Here is a 22,118-nt window from a genome sequence, read left to right on the forward strand (position 1 = left end):
CATGGCCGGACGGGGCGGCCCGGCCACGTAGACTGATCGGCTGCGCGTCCCACCTCCCGCGCGTCCGCTCCGCTCCCACCCGTCACGTCCTGCCCGTCACGTCCTGCCTACCCCGCCACGTCCCGCCCGACCCGTCCACGCCTCACCTGCCAGGGAACACCACTGTGATCATCGCGAACGACATCGAGCTGCGCGCCGGGGCCCGGCTGCTGATCGAGGGCGCCGCCTTCCGGGTCAACCCCGGCGACCGGGTCGGGCTGGTCGGCCGCAACGGCGCGGGCAAGACCACGCTCACCAAGGTGCTCGCGGGCGAGGCGCACCCCGCCGCGGGCGGCGTGACGCGCTCGGGCACGCTCGGCTACCTGCCGCAGGACCCGCGCGGCGTGGACCTCGACGAGCTCGCCCGGGACCGGATCCTGTCCGCGCGCGGCCTGGACGAGGTGATCCGCAAGCTGCGCGCCGCCGAGGAGCGGATGGCCACCAAGTCCGGCGCGGAGCGGGACAAGGCCGTCCGGCAGTACGGGCGGCTGGAGGAGCGGCTGCACATCCTCGGCGGCTACTCCGCCGAGGCCGAGGCCGCGTCCATCGCGTCCAGCCTGGGCCTGCCCGACCGGGTGCTCACCCAGCCGCTCGGCACGCTGTCCGGCGGCCAGCGGCGCCGCGTGGAGCTGGCCCGCATCCTGTTCTCCGGCGCCGACACCCTGCTGCTGGACGAGCCGACCAACCACCTGGACGCCGACTCGGTCATCTGGCTGCGCGACTTCCTCAAGTCCCACCAGGGCGGCCTGGTGGTGATCAGCCACGACGTGGAGCTGCTGGACGTGGTGGTCAACCGGGTGTTCCACCTGGACGCCAACCGCAGCGTGATCGACATCTACAACGTCGGCTGGAAGAAGTACCTGGAGGCGCGCGAGACCGACGAGCGCCGCCGCAAGCGGGAACGCGCCAACGCCACCCGGCAGGCGTCCGCGCTGCTGTCCCAGGCCGACAAGATGCGCGCCAAGGCCACCAAGGCCAAGGCCGCCCAGCAGATGGACCGGCGGGCCCGTCAGCTGCTGGCGGGCGTGGAGGACGAGCGGCAGGCCGACAAGGTGGCCAAGATCCGCTTCCCGGAGCCGGCGGCGTGCGGCAAGACCCCGCTCACCGCGGAGGGTTTGTCCAAATCGTACGGTTCCTTGGAGATTTTCACGGATGTCTCGCTCGCCGTGGACCGCGGCAGCCGGGTGGTCATCCTCGGCCTGAACGGCGCGGGCAAGACCACGCTGCTGCGGCTGCTGGCGGGCCAGGACAAGCCCGACACCGGCGCGGTCGTCCCGGGGCACGGGCTGCGCGTCGGCTACTACGCGCAGGAGCACGAGACCCTGGAGGTCGACCGCTCGGTGCTGGAGAACATGCAGTCGGCCGCGCCCGACCTGCCGCCGGTCGAGGTCCGCAAGATCCTCGGCTCGTTCCTGTTCTCCGGCGACGACGTGGACAAGCCCGCCGGGGTGCTGTCCGGCGGCGAGAAGACCCGGCTCGCGCTGGCGATGCTGGTGGTCTCCAGCGCCAACGTGCTGCTGCTGGACGAGCCGACCAACAACCTCGACCCGGCGTCCCGCGAGGAGATCCTCGCGGCGCTGCGCAGCTTCGCCGGGGCCATCGTCCTGGTGACCCACGATGAGGGTGCGGTCGAGGCGCTCCGGCCGGAAAGAGTGATTTTGCTGCCGGATGGGGTCGAGGACATCTGGAGTGACGAGTTTGCCGATCTGGTGGCACTTGCGTGACCTGCGCGGGGAGTTCGACAGATCTTTTCTGGCGGAGTGGGTAGCCGAACGCGCGGGAATGACTGATCATGGCGGGGGATAACGCAGCGGTCACCACATCACTACGGGAGGTACTCGTGGCCGAGACCCTCAAGAAGGGCACCCGCGTGACCGGTGCCGAGCGCGACAAGCTGGCGGCGGAACTCAAGAAGAGGTACGACTCCGGCGAGAGCATCCGCGCCCTGGCAGCCGCCACCGGCCGCTCCTACGGCTTCATCCACAGGATTCTCACCGAATCCGGCGTCAACCTGCGCGGTCGCGGAGGGGCGACCCGCGGCAAGAAGTCCTGACCCCGGGCCTGGTCCGGAGGAGGTCCGCCCGCACCGGCCGCACCCGGTGCGGCACTGCCCCCCGGACGGGCGGACCGCCCGACCTGCCGTCGCGGACGACCGAGTAGGGTTCGGTCGCGACGGCGGGCCGGGTACCGCACCCGCGCGCGCCGCGCGCGGGGACGCCCCGGCCGCCGTGACGTAAGGACTCACAGCGGAAGAGGGGTATGTCATGGCGGACGCGGAGCTGCGACGGCCGGAACCGGCCACGGCGGCGGGACCCCCCGCCGAGCCGCTCGACCCGGCCCGGCTCGCCGAGGGCGGGCTGCGGCTGGAGGTGGACGGGGCGGTCGCCACCGTCACGCTGGCCCGGCCGGAGCGCCGCAACGCCATGACCTTCGCCACCTGGCGGGGGCTGGCGGCCATCGGCCGCTCGCTGCCGCCGGAGGTGCGCGTGGTCGTGCTGCGCGGCGACGGCCCGTCGTTCTCGGCGGGCATCGACCTGTCGATGTTCTCCGGCGGGGGCGGCGAGGGCTTCCCCTCGGGCGAGGACGACGAGGCGGGGGACCGGTTCATCGCCGAGCTGCAGGAGGGCTACACCTGGCTGCGGCGCCCGGAGATCGTCACCGTCGCGGCCGTGCACGGGCACGCGATCGGCGGCGGCTTCCAGCTGGCGCTGGCCTGCGACATCCGGATCGCGGCCGACGACACCAGGTTCTGCATGAAGGAGCCCGCGCTCGGCCTGGTGCCGGACCTGACCGGCACCAAGCCCCTGGTCGAGATCGTGGGCGTGAACCGGGCGCTGGAGCTGTGCCTCACCGCCCGGACCGTGGACGCCGCCGAGGCCGCCCGGCTCGGCCTGGTCGAGCGGGTCGTCCCGGCCGGCGGCCTGGACGAGGCGGTGGCGGCGCTGACCGCCGAGCTGCTCGCGGTGAACGCGGGCGCGGCCGTGGCGACCAAGCGGCTGCTGCTGGAGGCCCCGCAGAACACCCTGGACGAGCAGCGCGCCGCCGAGCGGCGCGAGCAGCTGGGCCGGTTGCGGGAGCTTTCCGCCGCGCTGCGCGGCTGACCGGAGGATCTGCGGTCCGAACCGGGGCGGAACGTTCCAGTTTCCGTTCCGGTCAGGACCGTTCCGCTCAGGACCGTGCGCGTCCGGTCGGGACCGTTCCGGTCAGGACCGTGCGCGTCCGGTCGGGACCGTTCCAGTCCCATTCGGTCAAGAGGAGAAAACCCGCCGTGCGGACGGCGCGCCCGTCCGCACGGCGGAGTCATTCTTGCGGAAGATCCGGATTCCGGTGGGCTATCACTTCCGGATAATCCAGAGTTTCCGGTTATTTCGGCGCGGCGTCCCCTCCGGGCGCGACCGGCAGCCAGACGCGGCTCACGCCGGGCCGGACCGCGACCGCGGTGCCCGCCGGGTAGCGGAGCGTGTAGTCGTAGTCGGTCGACAGCACGATCACGCCCAGCCGGTGCCCGGCCTTGACCGTGTAGTCGGTCGGCTGCATGTCCCAGCGGAAGGAGTAGCTCTTCCCGGGCGTGAGCGGCTCGCTGCGGGAGATCGAGGCCCGGTTGCGGGCATCGAGCCAGCCGCGCGTGATGATCTTGTAAGGGGCGGTCTCGGTGGCCAGCTCCTGCCGCAGGGTGCAGCCGTCGTCGCCGGGCACGCCCTGGCCGTAGCAGACCTTGTCGGTGGTGGTGACCCGGGCGCCGGTCGGCCTCGTGTCGGTGCCGTAGTCGACCAGCAGCGCGGTCAGGTACGGCGACGGGCCGTCGAGCGAGGCGCGGATGTCGGCCTTCGGGATGCCGTTGATGCGCAGCGGCTTGGACAGCGTCCCGGTCAGGTAGGCCAGCCGGTTCGGGTCGGCCTTGTCCTCACCGGTCAGGAGCTGCTCGGCGGTGCGGGTGCGGCCCTCGTCCACGAACGACTGGGCGGCGCCGGGACGCGGCCGGGGCGACAGGACGCCCGGCTGCCCGCCCGGACCGGCGTTCAGGCTGACCGGGAGCGAGCGGGTGCCCGGCAGCGGCCAGTCCTTGGCGGTCTCCCACGAGCCGTCCGGACGCTGGATGTCGACCTTCGGCTCGTTCTCGATGCCGTTGCGGATCCCGTACAGGTACCGGTCGAACCAGTGGAGCGTCTGCCGCAGCCACTCGTCGATCCGCCACCGGAACGGCGTCGCGTGGTTGGCCTGGTGCAGCCACAGCTTGCGCGGCACGCCCGCCTGCTTGAGGGCGTTCCACCACCGGACGGACTGCTCGGTCTTGACGTTCCAGTCGTTCAGGCCGTGCACGACCATCACGGCCGCCTTGACCTTCCGGGCGTCCTTGACGTAGTTGCGCTCGTCCCAGAACGGGCTGTAGTCGCCGGTGTCGCGGTCCTGCCGGGCCTCGATGTCGTCGATGACCTTCTTGCAGACCTCGGGGTCCTTCCGGGTCAGGACGGCCTTGGCGAGCACGTCCAGGTCCTCGCCCTGGTAGCCGCCGGGTGCGATCACCCCGCCGTTGTCGCGGTAGTAGTCGTACCAGTTGGAGATGCCCGCGATCGGGACGATGGCCTTCAGCCCGTCCACGCCGGTCGCGGCGGCCATGTTCGGCAGCGTCCCGTCGTAGGACTGGCCGATCATGCCGACGCTGCCGGTGGACCAGCCGGCCTTCACCGGCGTGCCGTCCGGGGCCCAGCCGCGGGCCCGGCCGTTCAGCCAGTCCACCGCGGCCTTGGCGCCCGCCTGCTCGTTGCGGGCGCCGGACGTCGGGCACCCGGTCGAGCCGCCGGTGCCGAGGCTGTCCAGGTCGGCGACGGCGTACCCGCGCGGCAGGAAGTAGTTGTCGTAGTACCCGGGGAAGACCTCCGCCAGGTTCCGCTGGAACTTGGCGGTGGCGAGGCCGCGCATGCCGCCGATGTCGACCGGGTGGTTCGGGACGTCCAGGATGCCCGCCCAGTAGGGGCTCGGCTCCATGATCGTCGGGACCTTCAGGCCCTGGTCGGTCTCCTTGGGACGCATGATCCGCAGCTGCACGGTGTCCCGCTTGCCGTCGTGGTCGCTGTCCACCGCCGTCTCGATGTTGACGGTCTGGGTGACCGCGTCCGCGCGGGAGAACACCGGCTGGGTCTCGCCGTTCCGCACCTGGATCGAGGGTTTCCCGGCGGGACGGCCCGGCGCCGCGACCGCGGGGGTGGCCGCGGTGAGCGTCGCGACCGCCACGGCCGCCGCGGCCGTCGTGAGGAATCGCTTCATGGGGGCTCCTGGGGGTTGAGAGCCGGGGGGTGACTGAAATGTCACATGGGAGTGAACCCCACAAGATCGATTTTGGGAAGGGTGGTGGCCTGGCCGGATCGGGAAGCCGGACTGGCACCGCGGCCGCGGCGGAGCGGCTCGGAGGGGCGGCTCGGAGGGGCTCGGAGGGGCGGCTCGGCGGGGTGGCTCGGCGGGGCGGGAAGCGGAAGCGGCCGCGGTGTGTTGTGCACCGTGCGGGCTGAGATGCTTACTTGATTACGTTCGCCCGGCGGACGTCCGCCGCCGGTGCCGCGAAGACCTTGGAGGGGCCGTATGGGAATGCCCGGGATGCCGGGGAGCGGCTGGCAGGTGATGGCCTCGTTCCGCCGGGACAGCTCGGTCACCCAGAAGAAGCTGGCCAAGGGCACCGTCAAGCGGATCGCCGGGTACGCCCGGCCCTACGTCCGCGACCTGGTGCTGTTCCTGGCGCTCAACGCGCTCGGCGCGGTGATCGTGGTGGCCAACCCGCTGCTGCTGAAGGGCATCATCGACCGCGGCATCATCCCGCACAAGCAGGGCGTGGTGGTCGCGCTCGCGGCGACGGTGGCCGGCCTGGCGCTGCTGGAGGCGGTGCTCGGGCTGGCGCAGCGCTGGTACTCCGCGCGCATCGGCGAGGGCCTGATCTACGACCTGCGGACGCAGGTGTTCGCGCACGTCCAGCGGCAGCCGGTCGCGTTCTTCATGCGCGCCCAGACCGGCTCGCTGATCAGCCGCCTGAACAGCGACGTGATCGGCGCGCAGCGGGCGCTGACCACCACGCTGTCCTCGGTGGTGTCCAACGTGATCAGCCTGGTCCTGGTGCTGATCACGATGCTGGTGCTGTCCTGGCAGGTCACCCTGATCGCGCTGCTGCTGCTCCCGATCTTCGTGCTGCCCGCCAAGTGGGTCGGCAAGCGGCTGCAGGCGGTCAGCCGCGAGCAGATGCAGCTGGACGCCGAGATGAGCTCGCTGATGACCGAGCGGTTCAACGTCGCCGGGGCGCAGCTGGCCAAGCTGTACGGCCGTCCGGGCGAGGAGGCCGACAACTTCGCCGGACGGGCCTCCCGCGTCCGCGACATCGGCGTGGTCTCGGCCATGTACGGACGGGTCTTCTTCACCGCGCTGACGCTGGTCGCGGCGCTCGCGACCGCGATGGTCTACGGCGTCGGCGGCTACCTGGTGGTCGACGACCAGTTCCAGCTCGGCACGCTGGTCGCCCTGGCGACCCTGCTGACCCGCATGTACGGGCCGCTGACCGCGCTGTCCAACGTGCACGTGGACGTGATGACCGCCCTGGTCAGCTTCGACCGGGTGTTCGAGGTGCTGGACCTCAAGCCGCTCATCGACGACAAGCCGGGCGCCGACCGGCTCCGCGTGGACGAGGACGAGGCGCCCGCGGTCCACTTCGACCACGTCTCGTTCAGCTACCCGTCCGCCGAGGAGGTGTCGCTGGCGTCGCTGGAGTCGATCGCCCGCACCGACACCGCGCCCGGCCGGGACGTGCTGTTCGACGTGGACTTCACCGCCGCGCCCGGGCAGCTGGTCGCGCTGGTCGGGCCGTCCGGGGCGGGCAAGTCCACGATCACGCACCTGGTGTCGCGGCTGTACGACGTGTCCGGCGGCGCGGTGCGGATCGGCGGGCAGGACGTCCGGGACGTCACGCTCGACTCGCTCCGCGGCCAGGTCGGGGTCGTCAGCCAGGACGCGCACCTGTTCCACGACTCCATCCGCGAGAACATGCGGTACGCCGACCCGGACGCCACCGACGAGCAGATCATGGCGGCGCTGGAGGCCGCGCAGGTCGGCGGGCTGGTCGCGGACATGCCGGACGGCCTGGACACCGTCGTCGGCGACCGCGGCTACCGGCTGTCGGGCGGCGAGAAGCAGCGGCTGGCGATCGCCCGGCTGCTGCTCAAGGCGCCGTCGGTGGTCGTCCTGGACGAGGCGACCGCGCACCTGGACTCCGAGTCCGAGGCGGCCGTCCAGCGGGCGCTGTCGACCGCGCTGGCGGGCCGCACGTCCCTGGTGATCGCGCACCGGCTGTCCACGATCCGCGAGGCCGACCAGATCCTGGTGGTGGACGCGGGCCGGGTCGTCGAGCGCGGCCGGCACGAGGAGCTGCTGGCCGGAGGCGGCCTCTACGCCGAGCTGTACCGCACCCAGTTCGCCCGCCAGGAGGGCGGGGAGCGGCCGGACGCGGCGCCGGTGCTCGCCGCCGACTGACGCGGCCGCCGGCCCCCGGACCTGCGGTGCGGCGCCCGGGGGCCGGTGTCCGGGCGTGATCCTCGCCACGATCGCATGCCCCGGATTTCCGGGTATGTCGGACGTCTGCGATGCCGATGCGGTTTCCTGGTCTTCCTTCCGGTGCGCCGGAACGGCAACCCGGCGGCCACCTCCGCGCATCACAGTGGGAGTCGGCACCCGCGAGGTCCAGGAGATGATCATGCGCGTGGAGATCCGCCCCGACCGGCTCGTCCGCAGCGGCACCGGCCGGTACACCGTGCTGCTGGTGGGGCTCGGCGCGGCCGGCGTCGCGATCGGCTGGCTCGGCCCCGACCTGCGCCGCGAAGCCCGCCGCGTCCCCGCCCTGGCCCGCTAGACCCCCCGTCAACCCCCCGTCCCCCGGTCCCCGCCGAACCCGGGGACCGGTGGCGCGGACGGCGTCAGGCGCGCGGGGCGGATCAGGTGGTGAGGCGGTAGCCGAGGCGGGTGAGCTCGTTGCCCGCGATGCGCTCGACCTGCGCGAGCTGGCGCGGGTTGAGGCGGTCGCGCCAGATGCCGACCCGCCGCTCGGGCGCGCCCGGGTCGGCGGCCTCGCCCGGCCGGACGAGCCCGGCCAGCACGCCCGGCGACAGGGGCATCCCCAGGTAGTCCGAGACGTCGCGGCCGACCTGCGCGGGATGGGCCGCCAGATCCTCGAACCGGACGGTGAGCAGCTGGTCCTCGGGCGTCTGGGCGCGCAGCCGCGCCGACAGCCGCACCGAGCCGCGCCAGCGCAGCGCGCACTTGACCGCGGCGGCCGCGGCGGGCCAGCGGCGCCGCTCGCTCTCGTCCTCGACGCCGAGGAACGGGTTGGGGAACACCGCGTCCAGGTTCGACAGGCCCGGCCGGAACCAGCCCAGGCAGCCCTCGTCGGCGAGCATGTCGGCGACCACGTCCCGGCCGTCCCTGATCACCTGGACGAGCTGGGCGTCGGGGAAGGCGTCCAGCAGCACGTCGGCGCTGTAGAGCAGGTCGGGCGTGGCGTCGGCGAACCGCTCCACGCCGCGCGGCTCGACGCACGGCTGCTCGGCCGGACGGCCCGGACCGGCGGCCCGGCCCGTGGTGGCGGGCGGCGCGGGCGGCAGGCCCGCCAGCGTGCGGCACTCGCCGGGGCAGGCCAGGCAGCCGCCGGGGGTGATCTGCCAGCTCTCGGCGTAGGCGTCGCGCAGCACCCGGGCCGCCCCGACCCCGCTGCCGGTCGCGATCGAGGGCCGCCGCGCGTAGGCGTAGACGAGGCGCAGCACGCTGGGACGGCCCGCCGTCAGGTGGAACCCGGCGGACCGCTTGACGGCGCGGGCGAGCACGTCCGCGCCGGAATGGGGGGATCCCAGCAGGAAGACGGGACGGCGGACCTTGGTCCCGTTGATCACCAGGATGTGCGGCGTCGACCTCATACGTACCCCCAGTTTGCCATCCGGAGGCTGTGACCCGGCCCGCCACGCCCGACCCGTCCGGCGCGTTTCTCCCGGTGGTCCGGCCGGAGCGGGTTCCCGCCGCCCGGGACGGGCCGGGCGCAACGGTCGGAACCGGGGCGCTCCGGCCCTAGGCTGGAGGCATGGCAGCAGCACCCTCCGAGCCCCGGCCGGGCGACGCGGCGCGCGCCGCGGCGCTGGTGTCCGCGGCCCGGCGGATCACCGTGCTCACCGGCGCCGGGATCAGCACCGACAGCGGCATCCCGGATTTCCGGGGCCCGCAGGGCGTCTGGACGAAGGATCCGGCCGCCGCGGCGATGTCCACGATCGGCGCCTACATCTCCGACCCCGAGGTGCGGCGGCGCGCCTGGCGCAACCGGCTGGCCCACCCCGCGTGGGGCGCCGGCCCCAACCCCGGGCACGCCGCGCTCGTCGGGCTGGAGCGGGCCGGGCGGCTGCACGGCCTGGTCACCCAGAACATCGACGGCCTGCACCAGGCCGCCGGGTCCGCTCCGGCGCTGGTCCTGGAGATCCACGGCACCATGCGGGAGGCCGAGTGCCTGGCCTGCGGGCTGCGCACGCCCATGCCCGAGGTGCTCGCCCGGGTCGAGGCCGGCGAGGAGGACCCGCTGTGCCCCGAGTGCGGCGGCATCCAGAAGTCCGCGACGATCTCCTTCGGCCAGGCGCTCCGCCAGGACGTCCTGGACGCCTCCGTCGCCGCCGCCCGCTCCTGCGACCTGCTGCTGGCCGTGGGCACCTCCCTGACCGTCCATCCGGCCGCCGGGCTGTGCGACGAGGCGGTCGAGCACGGCGCCTGGCTCGTGATCATGAACGCCGAGCCCACCCCGTACGACCCGATGGCGGACGCGATCGTCCGCGACCCCATCGGCGAGGCCCTGCCGCGCCTGGTGGCCGCCGCCACCGACGGCTCGCCGGAGGCGTCCGGCGGCCCGTCCGGGGACGGCGTGCCGGGCGGCCCGCCCGGCTGAGCGGGCGGCGCGGGGCCCGGACGTGAACCGTTGGCACGTCGTGACCACGCGCCCCTTCCATCAGAGGACATCTGCTGACAAGCTCTAGGGATCGCGGTGCGAGGAGGGAACGGGTTGAGCAGCGGGGGCGCTCACGAGACGGAGCGGGACGGCTCTGACGGCCGGACCGGCTCCCGGCCCCGCGGGCACGTCAGGCTCCGTCCGGGCGACCGGGTGGCGGTCATCGCCCCCAGCGGCCCGGTGGATCCGGACCGCCTCGCGGCCGGGTGCGAGGTGCTGCGCGGCCTCGGCCTCGACGTCGCGCTCGGCAAGCACGTCCGCGACCGGGTCAACCTGAACGAGGACCGCGCCGTCCGGGACGGCTGGTACCGGCTCGCCGGCACCGACGCCGACCGCGCGGCCGACCTGACCGACGCCTGGTGCGACCCGTCCGTCCGGGCGGTGCTGTGCGCGCGAGGCGGTTACGGCGCGACCCGCCTGCTGGACCACCTCGACTGGACGGCCCTGGCCGCCGCGACCGGACCCGAGCCCAAGATCCTGCACGGGTCCAGCGACATCACCGCGCTGCACGTCGCGTTCGGCGCGCGGCTCGGCATCACCACGTCCTTCGGGCCCATGTCCGCCTCCCAGATCGTCGCCGCGCCCGCCCCGCACGAGGACGGCGCCGAGGCGCTGGCGGGCCTGCGCGCCGCGCTGTTCGGAAGTGGAACGATCGAAGTCCCCGGGACCTCGGTCGTTCGCGCCGGGCACGCCGAGGGCCCGCTGACCGGCGGCACGCTCTCGCTGCTGACCGCGCTGCTCGGCACCCCGCACGCGCCGCCCCCCGCCGCCGGGAAGATCGTCTTCCTGGAGGACGTCACCGAGGAGCCGTACCGGCTCGACCGCATGCTGACCCAGCTGTTGCAGTCCGGCTGGCTGGAGGGCGCGGCGGGGATCGCGCTCGGCTCCTTCCACGACTGCGGCGACCCCGACGAGGCCCTGGCCGTGCTGACGGCCCGCCTCGCCCCGCTGGGCGTGCCGGTGCTGGCGGGGCTGCCCGCCGGGCACGGCCCGCGCCAGCTCACCCTCGAACTCGGCGCGCCGGCCGTCCTGGACACCGGCGCCCGCCACCTCCTCGGAGGTACCGGATGACCGGACGGCACGCCCGGCCCGACCCCGCGGCCGACGGCACGCTCGACTCGCTGGTGGTGCTGGTCGCCGAGAGCCTCGGCTACGCCTGCCGCGCGGTGGCCGGCGACGTGATCCTGCTGGAGGGCCCGACCCGGCTGCACGTCGGGATGCGGGACCTGCGGCAGATCGCCCGCCTGGTGCCGCGCGACGACTGGCCCGCGCTGGTCTCGGACCACATCACCACCCTCACCACGGCGCTGGAGGAGCCGCTGGACCTGTCGGACTTCGACCTGGCCCAGCACCTGCTGCGCACCCGGCTCTACCAGAGCGAGGCCGACATCGGCGGGCTCGCCGCCCGGCCGTTCGCGCCCGGCCTGATCGAGGCCGTGGTCGTGGACACCCCGACCGCCGTGCGGACGGTGACCGCGCAGGAGGCGGCCGGCTGGCCGGTCTCCGGCGACGCGCTGTTCATGCTGGGCCGCGCCAACGTCCGCGCGGACGGCCCGCTGCGGCTGGAGGAGCACGACCTCGGCCGCGTCCGGGTCGCGGTGCTGTCCGGCTGGACCGCCTACACCGCCACCCATCTGGCCTGGCTGGAGGAGTACCTCCACATCGGCTCGCACGGCGCGCTGGTGACCGTCCCGAACCGCGGGCTGGTGGTCGTCCACCCGCTGCTGTCGTCCGATCCGTCGCCCCGCAACCGCTACCGGGCCGCCGCGTCCGCCGCGCACGAGCTGCACTCGCACGCCCGGCACGCCTACGAGGAGGGCCCCGGCTCGCTCAGCCCGCACGTGTACTGGTGGCGCGCGGGCGAGATGGTCCGCCTGGCCCTGCGCTACCAGGACGACACGGTCGTGCTGCCCGAGGAGTTCGCCGCCGTCGTCGTAGGCTCCGCCTCCCGCAGCGAACGCGCCGAACCCCTCTAAGGACGCACCGAAGCGCCCGCCTGGACGCCTCTGCGTAAGTGGGGCCAAGGGCGGGTCAAATTCGGTGCGGGTGCGAGGACGCGGCGCGTCCGCGCGGTTACCGTCCGGCTGTGGTTTCCCCCATCGACCCCCGGCGCCGGACGTTCCTGAGCGCGGCGGGGCTGGCCCTGGCCGCGCCCGTCCTGGTCCGCACGCCCTGGGGCGGACGTGCCCCCGGCCATCCGTTCACGCTCGGCGTGGCGTCCGGTGACCCGCGCCCGGACGGCGTCGTGCTCTGGACGCGCCTCGCGCCCGAGCCGCTGAACGCCGATCCGGCGCGTCCCGGCGGGATGCCGCCGGAGGCGCGGCCGGTGGAGTGGCAGGTCGCCGAGGATGCGCGGTTCGCCCGGGTCGTCCGGTCCGGGACTGCTGCCGCGACACCCGGCCTGGCGCACTCCGTGCACGTCGAGGTGGGCGGGCTGCGTCCGGGGCGGGAGTACTTCTACCGGTTCCGGGCGATGGGCGAGCTCAGCCCGGTCGGCCGCACCCGCACGGCGCCCTCGGCCACGCCGTCCCTCCTGGATCTCGCCGTGGTGTCGTGCCAGCAGTTCGAGCACGGCTACTACACGGTGTTCCGGCACCTCGCCCAGGACCCGCCGCACGCGATCGTCCACCTCGGCGACTACATCTACGAGACCGGCGGCGAGCCGCGCGCCCGGCGGCACGCCACGCCCGACCCGGTCGACCTCGCGGGCTACCGGCTCCGGCACGCCCAGTACCGGACCGACCCCGACCTCCAGGCCGCGCACGCCGCCGCACCCTGGATCGTGACCTGGGACGACCACGAGGTCGTCAACAACTACTCCGGGGACGAGGCGCGCGGCATGACGCGCGAGGCGTTCGCCGCCCGGCGCGCCGGGGCCTACAAGGCGTACTACGAGCACATGCCGCTGCGGGCGTCCGCCGCGCCGTCCCGCGGGGGCATGCGGCTGTACCGCAGGCTGGGCTTCGGCGGCCTCGCCGACCTGTTCGTGCTGGACACCCGCCAGTACCGGGTCGCCAACCCGCCGCCGACGGACCTGACCCCCGAGGCCAGGGCCGACACGCGTCCCGGTGGCGCCCGCCTCGACCCGCGCCGGTCGATGCTCGGGGACGGGCAGGAGCGCTGGCTCCTGGACGGCCTGTCCGGCGGGTCCGGGCGGTGGCGGCTGGTCGCGCAGCAGGTCGTCCTCGCGCAGCGGAACATGGCGACGCCGGGCGAGCCGGCGGAGTTCCGGCTGGACACCTGGGACGGCTTCCCGGTCGCCCGCGCCCGGCTGCTCCGCGCGGTCGCCGAGCGGAAGGTGCCGAACCTGGTGGTGTTCACCGGGGACGCGCACACCGCGATCGCCGCCGACCTCAAGGCCGACTTCGACGACCCGGCGTCCCGCACGCTCGGCGCGGAGCTGGTCGCGACCTCGGTGACGTCCCGCGGCGACGGCGGCGACCTGCGCGAGGACGGGGACGAGCTGCTCGCGGTCAACCCGCACCTGCGGTTCTGGAACGACCTGCGCGGCCACGCCCGCGTGCGGGTCACCCCGGACGCCCTCGACGCCGAGTTCCGGGCCGTCCCCTACGTGAGCAGGCCGGGCGCGCCCTGGCACGTCCGCGCGGAGTTCCGCGTGACGGCCGGGCGGCCCGGCCTGGAGCAGCTGTCCGACACCCCGCTGCCGGGCGTCCGCAGCGTCGATCCCGTCACCGCCGACGACGACATCGAGGGCTGACGGCGACGGTCTCAGACGGAGACGGGCTCGGGTGCGGCCTGGTCGGCGGCGGTGTGCTCGGTGGGCCGCTCGGGCTCGGGGAGCCTGATCCGCAGCGCTGGAACGGTCCAGTGGCAGAGCGGGCCGATCAGCACCGCGTACAGGACGGTTCCCAGCCCGACCGTGCCGCCGAGCAGCCACCCCACCAGCAGGACGGTCAGCTCGACCCCGGTGCGGGCCACCCGGATCGGCACGCCCCGCGCCGCCATCCCGGTCATCAGGCCGTCGCGCGGTCCCGGGCCGTGGCCCGCGCCGATGTAGAGGCCGGTCGCGAACCCGCTGACCAGGATCGCGGCGAGCAGGTAGGTCCAGCGCAGGGCCAGGCCGTCCGGATGCGGGAGCAGCCAGAGGCCGAGGTCGGCGAACACCCCGACGAGCACGACGTTGCTGACCGTGCCGAGGCCCGGCTTCTGCCGCAGCGGGATCCAGCCGAGCATGACCACGGCCCCGGCGATGATGATCCAGGTCCCGAGGGACAGCCCGAACCGGCGGGCGAGGCCCTGGTGGAACACGTCCCAGGGGTCGTTGCCCAGGGCCGAGGAGACCTGGAGCGAGATCCCGAAGCCGTAGAGGGCCAGTCCGGTGTAGAGCTGGAGGAGTCGGCGAAACATCAGGGCCAGTCCGTTCATGTCACGCAATGCTGGTCCAAGTGGCCTGGCAACTATAGGTCCAATGTGGAAAAGTGGCCTTCATGAACGGCACGCGGTACGTGAGTGGACTGCAACTGGCCCGCCTGCTCGGCGAGGTGCCGCGCGAGCGGCCCCTCTATGCGGGGCTCGCGGGGGCCGTCCGCGGGCTCGTCCAGGACGGGCGGCTCGCGCTGCGCACCCGGCTGCCCGCCGAGCGCGACCTGGCCTCGGCGCTCGGCGTCAGCCGCACCACCGTGACCGCCGCCTACGACCGGCTGCGCGCCGAGGGCTACGTGGAGAGCAGGCAGGGCGCGGGCAGCTGGACGACCCTGCCCGGCGACGGCTCGACCGCGCTGCCCACGCCCGGCGCGTCCGGCGGGGTCGTCCCGCGGTACGGGATGGCGCACGCGCCGGACGCCGAGGCGGGGTTCATCGACCTCGGCTGCGCCGCCCCGGCCGTCCCGGCGGTCTTCCACGAGGCGGTGGAGGCGGCCGTGGCCGCGCTGCCCCGGCACTACGGCGGCCCCGGCTACGAACCGGCCGGGCTGCCCGAGCTGCGCGAGATGATCGCCGCCGGGTACGCGGCGCGCGGCGTGCCCACCCACGCCGACCAGATCATCGTCACCAACGGCGCGCAGCACGCGCTCGGCGTGGTGGCGGAGATGTACCTGACACCGGGCGACGGCGTGCTGGTCGAGCGGCCCACCTACCCGAACGCGCTGGACGCGCTGCGCCGCCGGGGCGCCCGGCTCGTCCCGGTGGGGGTCGGCGCGGGCTGGGACATCGAGCTGGTCGGGGGCGCGATGCGGCAGGCGGCCGTCCGGCTCGGCTACCTGATCCCCGACTTCCAGAACCCGACCGGCCACCTGATGGGCGACGAGGACCGCGCCGCGCTGGTCGCCGCCGCGCGCTCGGCCGACGCGCTGCTGGTCGTGGACGAGACGTTCGCGGGCCTCGCGCTCGACCCGGCGGCGCCCGAGCCCGTCCCGGTCGCCGCGCACGACCGGGACGGGAGAGTGATCAGCATCGGCTCGGTGTCCAAGCTGATGTGGGGCGGGCTGCGGATCGGCTGGATCCGGGCGAGCGCGCCGGTCGCGCGGCGGATCGCGCTGGCCCGCGAGTCGATGGACATGGCGAGCCCGGTGCTGGACCAGGTGATCGTCCGGGAGCTGCTGCTGCGCGCGGGCGAGGTCCGCGCCGAGCGGATCGCCGTGCTGACCGCCGGCCGGGACGCGCTGGCCGCCGCGCTGCACGAGCACCTTCCCGACTGGACGTTCCGGATGCCGCCGGGCGGTATGTCGTTGTGGGTGAGCGTCGGCGCGCCGGTCGCGGCGCGGCTGGCCGAGCTGGCCGCCCGGCGCGGCGTCCGTGTGGTCGCCGGGCCGGTGTTCGGCGCGGACGGCGTGCTGGAGGACCGGTTGCGGCTGCCGTTCGTGCTGCCCCCCGCGACGCTGCGGGAGGCCGTGGCGCGCCTCGCGCTGGCCCGCGAGGACCTCCAAGAGGCCCCACCCGCCCGCCCCGTCCGCGTATTGGTCTGACCCGACAGCCGATTTGCGCCATGAATCTGTTTCGGCGGCCCTGGCCACGCGCGCGAACGCGTTACCAACCCGGCGGAGCGAAGCCGAAGGCGAGCGAAGCCGGGTTGATCGCGAAGCGATGCCGCGTTCGCCCAGGCACGGTCACGTAGCGAGCCGCTAGGCGAGCGAAGTGGGCCGAGACTGCGTTCTACGGAGCGCGCTGGATGTAGCCCACCAGGTGTTCGCGCTCGCTTTCCAGCTCGTCGATCGAGCTCTTGACGACGTCGCCGATGCTGACGATGCCGATGAGCCGGCCGTCCTCCAGCACCGGGACGTGCCGGATGTGGTGCTCGGTCATGGTGCGGCGCAGGTCCTCCACGGCGGCGTCGGGCGCCGCGGTGCGCACCTCCGCGGTCATGATCTCCGAGACCGGCCGGTCCAGCAGGTCCGCGCCGTGGCGGTGCAGGCGGCGGACGACGTCGCGCTCGGAGGCGATGCCGGCGATGGCGGCGCCGTCCGGTGACACGACGACCGCGCCGATGTTGTGCTCGGCCAGCGCGGCCAGCAGCTCGCGCACGGTGGCGTCCGGCCTGACGGTGGCCACCGTGCTGCCTTTCCTTCGCAGGATGTCGCGAATGCGCATCTCACACGCTCCGGGGGTTCGGTGCAGGGTTGCGGTGAGGGGGCTTCTAGCCAAGGTCGCATGCCCGGCGCGCCGAGAAAACCCCTCGACGGCAAAGGCTCGCGCTCGATCAACCACAAATGTCGCGGATCCGGACGAAGACGTGGACGCCCACCCGGTGTAATCCTCTTCCCTAGCGGTTACCTACAGTATGTGATCAGGTGCGCTGCGTCGTGAGGCCGGGCGCGCCGCGTCGGACCGTCCGAGGGGAAGGGAGTCAGCGTGAGCGTTCCCCGCATCGTCATCGTGGGCGCCGGGTTCGCCGGGTACGGCACCGCGCGCCGCCTGGAGCGGACGCTGCGCCCCGGGGAGGCGGCGATCTCGCTCGTCGCGCCGTTCGGCTACACGCTCTACCAGCCGCTGCTGCCCGAGGTCGCGTCCGGCACCCTGGACCCGCGGTCGATCGCCGGGCCGCTGCACCGGCTGCTGCACCGCACCCGGATCGTCCCCGGCACCGCCGCCGGGGTCGACCTGCGCGAGCGCACGGTCGCGGTGAACATGATCAGCGGCGAGCGGACCACGCTGCGCTACGACCGGCTGGTGCTCTGCCCGGGCAGCGTCACCCGCACCTTCGACATCCCCGGCCTGAAGGAGCACGGGCACGGGATGAAGAACCTCGCCGAGGCCGTCTACCTGCGCGACCACGTGATCGCGCAGCTGGAGCTGGCGGCCGCCACGCACGATCCGGAGGAGCGCGCCGCGCGGATGGGCTTCATCGTGGTCGGCGGCGGCTACTCCGGCGTGGAGACCACCGCGAACCTGCAGCTGCTCACCTACAAGGCGCTCAAGCGCTTCCCGCGGCTCGACCCGGCGATGCTGTCGTGGACGCTGCTGGACGTCGCGCCCAAGCTGCTGCCCGAGCTGGGCGAGCGGCTCGGCGACGTGGCGATGCGCACGCTGCGCCGCCGCGGCGTGGACGTCCGGCTCGGCGTCAGCATCGAGCGGCTCGGCCCGCACTCGGCGCGGCTGACCGACGGCCGGACGCTGCCGTGCCGCACCCTGATCTGGACGGCCGGCGTGAAGCCGTCCCCGGTCGTCAGCACCCTGGACGCGCCGACGCAGAAGGGCCGCCTGGTGGTCGGCGCCGACCTGCGGCTGGCCGGGTTCCCGGAGGTGATCGCGCTCGGCGACGCCGCCGCCGTCCCGGACCTGGCCAAGGGCGGCGGCGCGATCTGCCCGCCGACCGCCCAGCACGCCACCCGGCAGGCCAAGGTCGCCGCCGCCAACGTCGCGGCGGCGCTGCGCGGCCGCCAGCCGCGGCTGTACCGGCACCGCGACCTCGGCATGGTCGTGGACCTCGGCGGCGCGCAGGCGGTCGCCCGCCCGGTCGGTGTCAGCCTCACCGGGCCCGTGGCGCAGGCCGTCACGCGCGCCTACCACCTGTCCACTGTGCCGGGCTACCGGGCGAAGGCCCGCGTGCTCGGCAACTGGAGCCTGCACGCCGCCGCCGGCGACGACCTGATCCGCCTGGGCTTCCTGGACACGCGCACCGGCGCCGCCGTCGACCTCGACCACACCGTCGCCACCCCGGCCTGACCGCCGGTCCCGCCGCGGAGCCGGAGCCGGCTAGCCGAGGTCGAGGCGGGCGAGCAGGCGCATCGCGGCCGGGGACACCCGGGACAGCAGCCGGCTCGCGTGCGCCTCGGGCGTCACCGGGACGACCGCGCGGTCCCGCAGCACGGCCCGGACGACCTGCTCGGCGACCTTGTCCGGCCCGTAGTTGCGGAGGGCGTAGGCGCGGGACGCGCGCTTGCGGTCGTTCTCCTGCTGGGCGGCGCTGCGTCCGACGAACTGCGAGGTCTTGGTGATGTTGGTGTTCACCACGCCGGGGCAGATCGCGGTGACGCCGATGCCCTGGCCCGCCAGTTCGGCGCGCAGGCACTCGCTGAGCATCAGCACCGCCGCCTTGCTGGTGGCGTAGGCGGGCAGCGTCCGGGACGGCGTGAACGCCGCCGCCGAGGCCGTGTTGACGATGTGGCCGCCCTGCCCGCGCTCGGCCATCTGCGCCGCGAACAGCCGCGAGCCGTGCACCACGCCCCACAGGTTGACGTCCAGGACGCGCTTCCAGTCGTCGGGCGTGTGGTCGAGGAACCCGCCCGCCATGCCGATCCCGGCGTTGTTGACCACCACGTCCGGGACGCCGTGGCCGTGCAGGACGGTCTTGGCGAAGTCCTCCATCGCGGCGGCGTCCGCGACGTCCACCTGGAGGGCGTGCGCGGCCGGGCCGAGTAGGTGCGCCAGCTCGGCGGTGCGCTGCGCGGAGGCCAGGTCCAGGTCGGCGGCGACGACCTCGGCGCCGCGCTCGGCGAACGCCAGCGCGGTGGCCCGGCCGATGCCGCTGCCCGCGCCGGTCACCACGACCAGCGAACCCTCAAAAGGGCGGCGGTCCGGGGTCACCTTCGCGCGGCGCAGCTCGCGGGCCTCGCTCTCGGTGAGCGCGCCGCCGGTCTCGGCGGTGATGTGCTCGCCGATCCAGCGCGCGATGACGTCCGGGTGGCTGCGCACCACCCAGTGGCCCGCCGGGATCGTCCGCAGCGACAGGTTCGGGACGCGCTCGCCGAGCCCGCCGACCAGGTGCGGCGAGACGAACAGGTCCTTCGTCGGGATGATCACCTGCGTCGGGACGTCGGTGCGGCGGGGGAGCGGGCTGCGCATCCGGCGCAGCATGTTCGCCCTGTAGAGGCCGACCCCGGCGGCGCCGTCGCGCGGCAGCGTGCGCGCCGGGTGCCCGTCGCGGGGCGCGACGCCCTCGCCGAGTTCGAGGGCCTTGGCGAACGGCCCGCCCATGCCCGCGCGCCACACGATCTCCGGCAGCAGCGGCGTCTGGAAGAAGTAGATGTACCAGGACCGGACGGCCTGCCCCAGCCCGTAGCGGACGTTGCGCGGCGTCGGACGGCGTAGGTTGCGGCGCGTCCAGTGCGCGACGTGGTCCAGGCACGGCCCAGAAATGGACGTGAACGACGCGAACCGCTCGGGCATCGTGCAGGCGGCCTCCCACGCCTGGATCGACCCCCAGTCGTGCCCGACCAGGTGCACCTTGCGGTCCGGCGCGGTCGCGTCCAGCACGGCCCGCATGTCGGCCATCAGGTAGGAGAAGGCGTAGTTGCGCTTGCCGAACGGCCGCGACGACGCGCCCGCGCCGCGCACGTCGTACCGGACGACGTGGTACCGCTCGGCGAGCCGCTCGGCCACCTCGTCCCAGACCGCGTGCGTGTCGGGGTACCCGTGCATCAGCAGGACGGTCGGCCGCCCCGCCTCGCCCTGCTCGTAGACGGCCAGGTCCACGCCGTCCCCGCGGACCCGGCGGCGGCGGATTTCGGTGCTCATTCGGCGGCTTCCTTGCTCGTTCGGCGGTCGTGCGTGCTCATTCGGCGGACTCGCCCGCCGCTTGCGCGGCCCCGCCCGCCGCTTGCGCGGCCCCGCCCGCCGCTTGCGCGGCCCCGCCCGCCGCTTGCGCGGCCCCGCCCGCCGCTTGCGCGGCCCCGCCCGCCGCTTGCGCGGCCCCGCCCGCCGCTTGCGCGGCCCCGCCCGCCGCTTGCGCGGTCTCGCGGGCGGCCCAGCGGTGGACGTGGGGGAGGTCGTCGTCGAGCCAGTACGCGTCGTCCTCGGTGACCACGAGGAGCTCCTCGAACTTGACCCCGACGCCCCGGAACCCGATGTGCGGCTCGACCGCCCAGAGGCCCGGTGTCGGCGGGTGCTGGGACTGCCTGGCGCCGTTCCACAGCGGCGAGCGCCCCTCCAGCCGCTCTTTGACCAGCTCGCGGCCGATGGTCTGCAGGAACCGGACGCCGAACGGGAAGCCGACGCCCTTGGGCAGCGGCCCGCCGATGATGCCGACCTGGTGGCCGATGACGCGTCCGGGGTACTTCTTGTGCCGGTTCTGGTAGCCCTGCCGGTCGATCAGCGCGTCCACCTCGGCATAGATGTCGGCGAAGGCGCGCCGTTCGCGGACGAGGTCCAGGATGAGCGTGCGGTAGGCGGCGAGGTCGGTGTCGAGCTGCTGCCAGATCCGGTTCTCGCCGAGCACGCCGCCGTACCCGATGTCGGCGGAGAACCCCTCCCGCACCGGGGCCATGTCGAGGATGTACGGCATCCCCTCTTCCAGCCTCTTGCCGCTCGGCAGGAACTGGGTGGGCACCTTGAACCCCTGGAAGGCGGTGCGGTCGCCGAACCAGGCGAACGGGGTGTGCAGCCAGTCGTCCACGCCGCGGTCGCGCAGCCAGCGCCGCATCCGGCGGCAGGCCTCGCGTTCGGTGACGCCGGGTTCGAGGGTGGCCGCCACCGCGTCGGCGCACTCGTAGCACAGCCGCTGGACCTCGCGGAAACGCTCAAGCTCCGCGGCGTTGCCGGTGCGGGCGAGCGCGACATTATTGGACACAGTGTTAATTAACCGCGCGCACGGGGGGCCGGTCAAGGCGGCCGCGCCGTGACGCACGCCACGCCGCCGGGTGTCCTCGGGGTGAACCGGTGGGAGCCAGTGGGAACCGGTGGGAGCCGCCCGGTTCCGGTCGGTTCTAGTAGCCGGTCGGTTCTAGTAGGGCGTGTAGCCGCCGGCCTTCGCGGCGGGGGAGTTCATCAGGTATTCGAGCGCGTGCGGCGTCGAGCAGACCTGCGACGGGTGGTGGGACGGGCGCAGGTAGACCGGGGCCTCGCCGAGCAGCAGCTTGAAGATGCCCGGAATATGGCCCTTGCGCACCGAGCGGCGGTAGGCGAAGTACGCCCGCGGCAGCGTGACCTTGCCGCGGATGGTCGGGTCCTGCCGCAGCAGGTACAGCGAGCCGCCGATGAGCGCCCAGTACAGGAAGAACAGGGACACGACCCACGCGGCCACCCGCATCGGGTAGCGGCCGCCCATCGCCTTGTAGGTGTCGAACACCACCGACCGGTGCTCGACCTCCTCGGCGCCGTGCCAGCGCAGCAGGTCCAGCATGGTCGGGTCGACGCCCGCCTCGTCCAGCCGGTGGTTGTCCATGATCCACTGGCCGAGCACGGCGGTGTAGTGCTCGATCGAGGAGACCGCGGCCAGCTCGAACCGGAGCCGCCGCCGCCACTTGCGCGGCGACTTGGCCTTGAGCTTCTCCATGTCGGCCGGGCGCTGCGCGTTGCCCGCGGCCATCTGGTCGGTGATCTTGGCGGTGTCGATCCCGTTGGCCTCCAGGATCTGGTCCAGCACGCCCTGGTGCGAGCGCGCGTGCACCATCTCCTGGCCGATGAAGCCGCGGATCTCCTCCAGCAGCTTCTCGTCGCGCAGGTAGGGCCGGGCGTCCTTGACCGCCTGGATGAACCACTTCTCGCCCTCGGGCAGGACGATGTGGAACGAGTTGATCATGTGCGTGGCGACCGGGTCGCCGGGGATCCAGTGCAGCGGCGTGGACGACCAGTCGAAGGCCACCCGGCGCGGGCGGATCGGGGGGTGGCGCTCGTCGATCTTGAACTCCGCCCCCGGGGGTGTCAGGGACCCGGTCATGGCCGCTCCTTCACTTCCGCC

The 22,118-nt window shown here is 73.9% G+C and carries 18 protein-coding genes; 11 read left to right on the forward strand and 7 right to left on the reverse strand.

Features of this window, described 5'->3' with window-relative positions:
• Nucleotides 1–164 precede the first annotated feature (164 nt).
• The 3 genes from FHU30_RS32885 (at nucleotide 165) to FHU30_RS32895 (ending at nucleotide 3,140) form a co-directional block, all read left to right on the forward strand.
• Nucleotides 165–1,763 carry an ABC-F family ATP-binding cassette domain-containing protein gene (locus FHU30_RS32885; RefSeq protein WP_253881188.1) on the forward strand — a complete coding sequence of 533 codons (1,599 nt, stop codon included), beginning with the start codon at nucleotides 165–167 and terminating at the stop codon, nucleotides 1,761–1,763.
• 116 nt (nucleotides 1,764–1,879) lie between these two features.
• Entirely contained in the window at nucleotides 1,880–2,092 is a 213-nt protein-coding gene (locus FHU30_RS32890; protein WP_012852589.1) for a helix-turn-helix domain-containing protein, read from the forward strand.
• Between the two features lie 211 nt (nucleotides 2,093–2,303).
• Entirely contained in the window at nucleotides 2,304–3,140 is an 837-nt protein-coding gene (locus FHU30_RS32895) for an enoyl-CoA hydratase/isomerase family protein (protein ID WP_253881190.1), read from the forward strand.
• Nucleotides 3,141–3,402: 262 nt separating this feature from the next.
• On the opposite strand, the gene FHU30_RS32900 is transcribed toward FHU30_RS32895, so the two are convergent.
• On the reverse strand, nucleotides 3,403–5,304 hold the full coding sequence (locus FHU30_RS32900) for a Xaa-Pro dipeptidyl-peptidase (RefSeq protein WP_253881192.1): 1,902 nt from the start codon (nucleotides 5,302–5,304) through the stop codon (nucleotides 3,403–3,405).
• Between the two features lie 318 nt (nucleotides 5,305–5,622).
• On the opposite strand from FHU30_RS32900, the gene FHU30_RS32905 reads away from it, so the two are divergent.
• Nucleotides 5,623–7,545 (forward strand): ABC transporter ATP-binding protein, encoded by a 1,923-nt coding sequence (locus FHU30_RS32905; RefSeq protein ID WP_372504007.1) that lies wholly within the window; start codon nucleotides 5,623–5,625, stop codon nucleotides 7,543–7,545.
• 220 nt (nucleotides 7,546–7,765) lie between these two features.
• Entirely contained in the window at nucleotides 7,766–7,921 is a 156-nt protein-coding gene (locus FHU30_RS32910; protein ID WP_253881195.1) for a hypothetical protein, read from the forward strand.
• Nucleotides 7,922–8,003: 82 nt separating this feature from the next.
• On the opposite strand, the gene FHU30_RS32915 is transcribed toward FHU30_RS32910, so the two are convergent.
• On the reverse strand, nucleotides 8,004–8,978 hold the full coding sequence (locus tag FHU30_RS32915) for a sulfotransferase family protein (RefSeq protein WP_253881197.1): 975 nt from the start codon (nucleotides 8,976–8,978) through the stop codon (nucleotides 8,004–8,006).
• A gap of 161 nt (nucleotides 8,979–9,139) precedes the next feature.
• On the opposite strand from FHU30_RS32915, the gene FHU30_RS32920 reads away from it, so the two are divergent.
• From FHU30_RS32920 to FHU30_RS32935, 4 genes are all read left to right on the forward strand, one after another.
• Nucleotides 9,140–9,985 (forward strand): SIR2 family NAD-dependent protein deacylase, encoded by an 846-nt coding sequence (locus FHU30_RS32920; protein WP_253881199.1) that lies wholly within the window; start codon nucleotides 9,140–9,142, stop codon nucleotides 9,983–9,985.
• Between the two features lie 114 nt (nucleotides 9,986–10,099).
• Complete coding sequence (locus tag FHU30_RS32925; RefSeq protein WP_253881201.1) at nucleotides 10,100–11,116, forward strand: S66 peptidase family protein; 1,017 nt, start codon at nucleotides 10,100–10,102, stop codon at nucleotides 11,114–11,116.
• Complete coding sequence (locus FHU30_RS32930; protein ID WP_253881203.1) at nucleotides 11,113–12,021, forward strand: hypothetical protein; 909 nt, start codon at nucleotides 11,113–11,115, stop codon at nucleotides 12,019–12,021. Before FHU30_RS32925 ends, FHU30_RS32930 begins: the two co-directional genes overlap by 4 nt.
• 110 nt (nucleotides 12,022–12,131) lie before the next feature.
• Nucleotides 12,132–13,763 carry an alkaline phosphatase D family protein gene (locus FHU30_RS32935; RefSeq protein WP_253881205.1) on the forward strand — a complete coding sequence of 544 codons (1,632 nt, stop codon included), beginning with the start codon at nucleotides 12,132–12,134 and terminating at the stop codon, nucleotides 13,761–13,763.
• A gap of 11 nt (nucleotides 13,764–13,774) precedes the next feature.
• Here FHU30_RS32935 and yczE read toward each other — a convergent pair whose 3' ends face one another.
• Entirely contained in the window at nucleotides 13,775–14,431 is a 657-nt protein-coding gene (gene yczE / locus FHU30_RS32940; protein WP_253881207.1) for a membrane protein YczE, read from the reverse strand.
• Nucleotides 14,432–14,493: 62 nt separating this feature from the next.
• Between yczE and yczR the strand changes: the two genes are divergently transcribed.
• Nucleotides 14,494–15,969 carry a MocR-like transcription factor YczR gene (gene yczR / locus FHU30_RS32945; RefSeq protein WP_253881209.1) on the forward strand — a complete coding sequence of 492 codons (1,476 nt, stop codon included), beginning with the start codon at nucleotides 14,494–14,496 and terminating at the stop codon, nucleotides 15,967–15,969.
• 187 nt (nucleotides 15,970–16,156) lie between these two features.
• On the opposite strand, the gene FHU30_RS32950 is transcribed toward yczR, so the two are convergent.
• Complete coding sequence (locus tag FHU30_RS32950) at nucleotides 16,157–16,591, reverse strand: CBS domain-containing protein (RefSeq protein ID WP_253881211.1); 435 nt, start codon at nucleotides 16,589–16,591, stop codon at nucleotides 16,157–16,159.
• A gap of 261 nt (nucleotides 16,592–16,852) precedes the next feature.
• Here FHU30_RS32950 and FHU30_RS32955 point away from each other — a divergent pair, with 261 nt between their 5' ends.
• Nucleotides 16,853–18,166 carry an NAD(P)/FAD-dependent oxidoreductase gene (locus tag FHU30_RS32955; RefSeq protein ID WP_253881212.1) on the forward strand — a complete coding sequence of 438 codons (1,314 nt, stop codon included), beginning with the start codon at nucleotides 16,853–16,855 and terminating at the stop codon, nucleotides 18,164–18,166.
• A gap of 30 nt (nucleotides 18,167–18,196) precedes the next feature.
• On the opposite strand, the gene FHU30_RS32960 is transcribed toward FHU30_RS32955, so the two are convergent.
• From FHU30_RS32960 to FHU30_RS32970, 3 genes are all read right to left on the reverse strand, one after another.
• Nucleotides 18,197–19,957, reverse strand: a complete 1,761-nt coding sequence (locus tag FHU30_RS32960) for an SDR family oxidoreductase (RefSeq protein ID WP_253881214.1) — start codon at nucleotides 19,955–19,957, stop codon at nucleotides 18,197–18,199.
• Between the two features lie 37 nt (nucleotides 19,958–19,994).
• Nucleotides 19,995–21,008, reverse strand: coding sequence for a M24 family metallopeptidase (locus FHU30_RS32965; RefSeq protein WP_308211443.1), 1,014 nt, complete (start codon nucleotides 21,006–21,008; stop codon nucleotides 19,995–19,997).
• 153 nt (nucleotides 21,009–21,161) lie between these two features.
• The gene (locus FHU30_RS32970; RefSeq protein WP_253881216.1) at nucleotides 21,162–22,097 is read right to left on the reverse strand and encodes a metal-dependent hydrolase; all 936 of its coding nucleotides are present in this window, start codon (nucleotides 22,095–22,097) and stop codon (nucleotides 21,162–21,164) included.
• Nucleotides 22,098–22,118 lie beyond the last annotated feature (21 nt).

The organism is Actinomadura rupiterrae, assembly GCF_024172125.1.
Lineage (GTDB): Bacteria > Actinomycetota > Actinomycetes > Streptosporangiales > Streptosporangiaceae > Spirillospora > Spirillospora rupiterrae.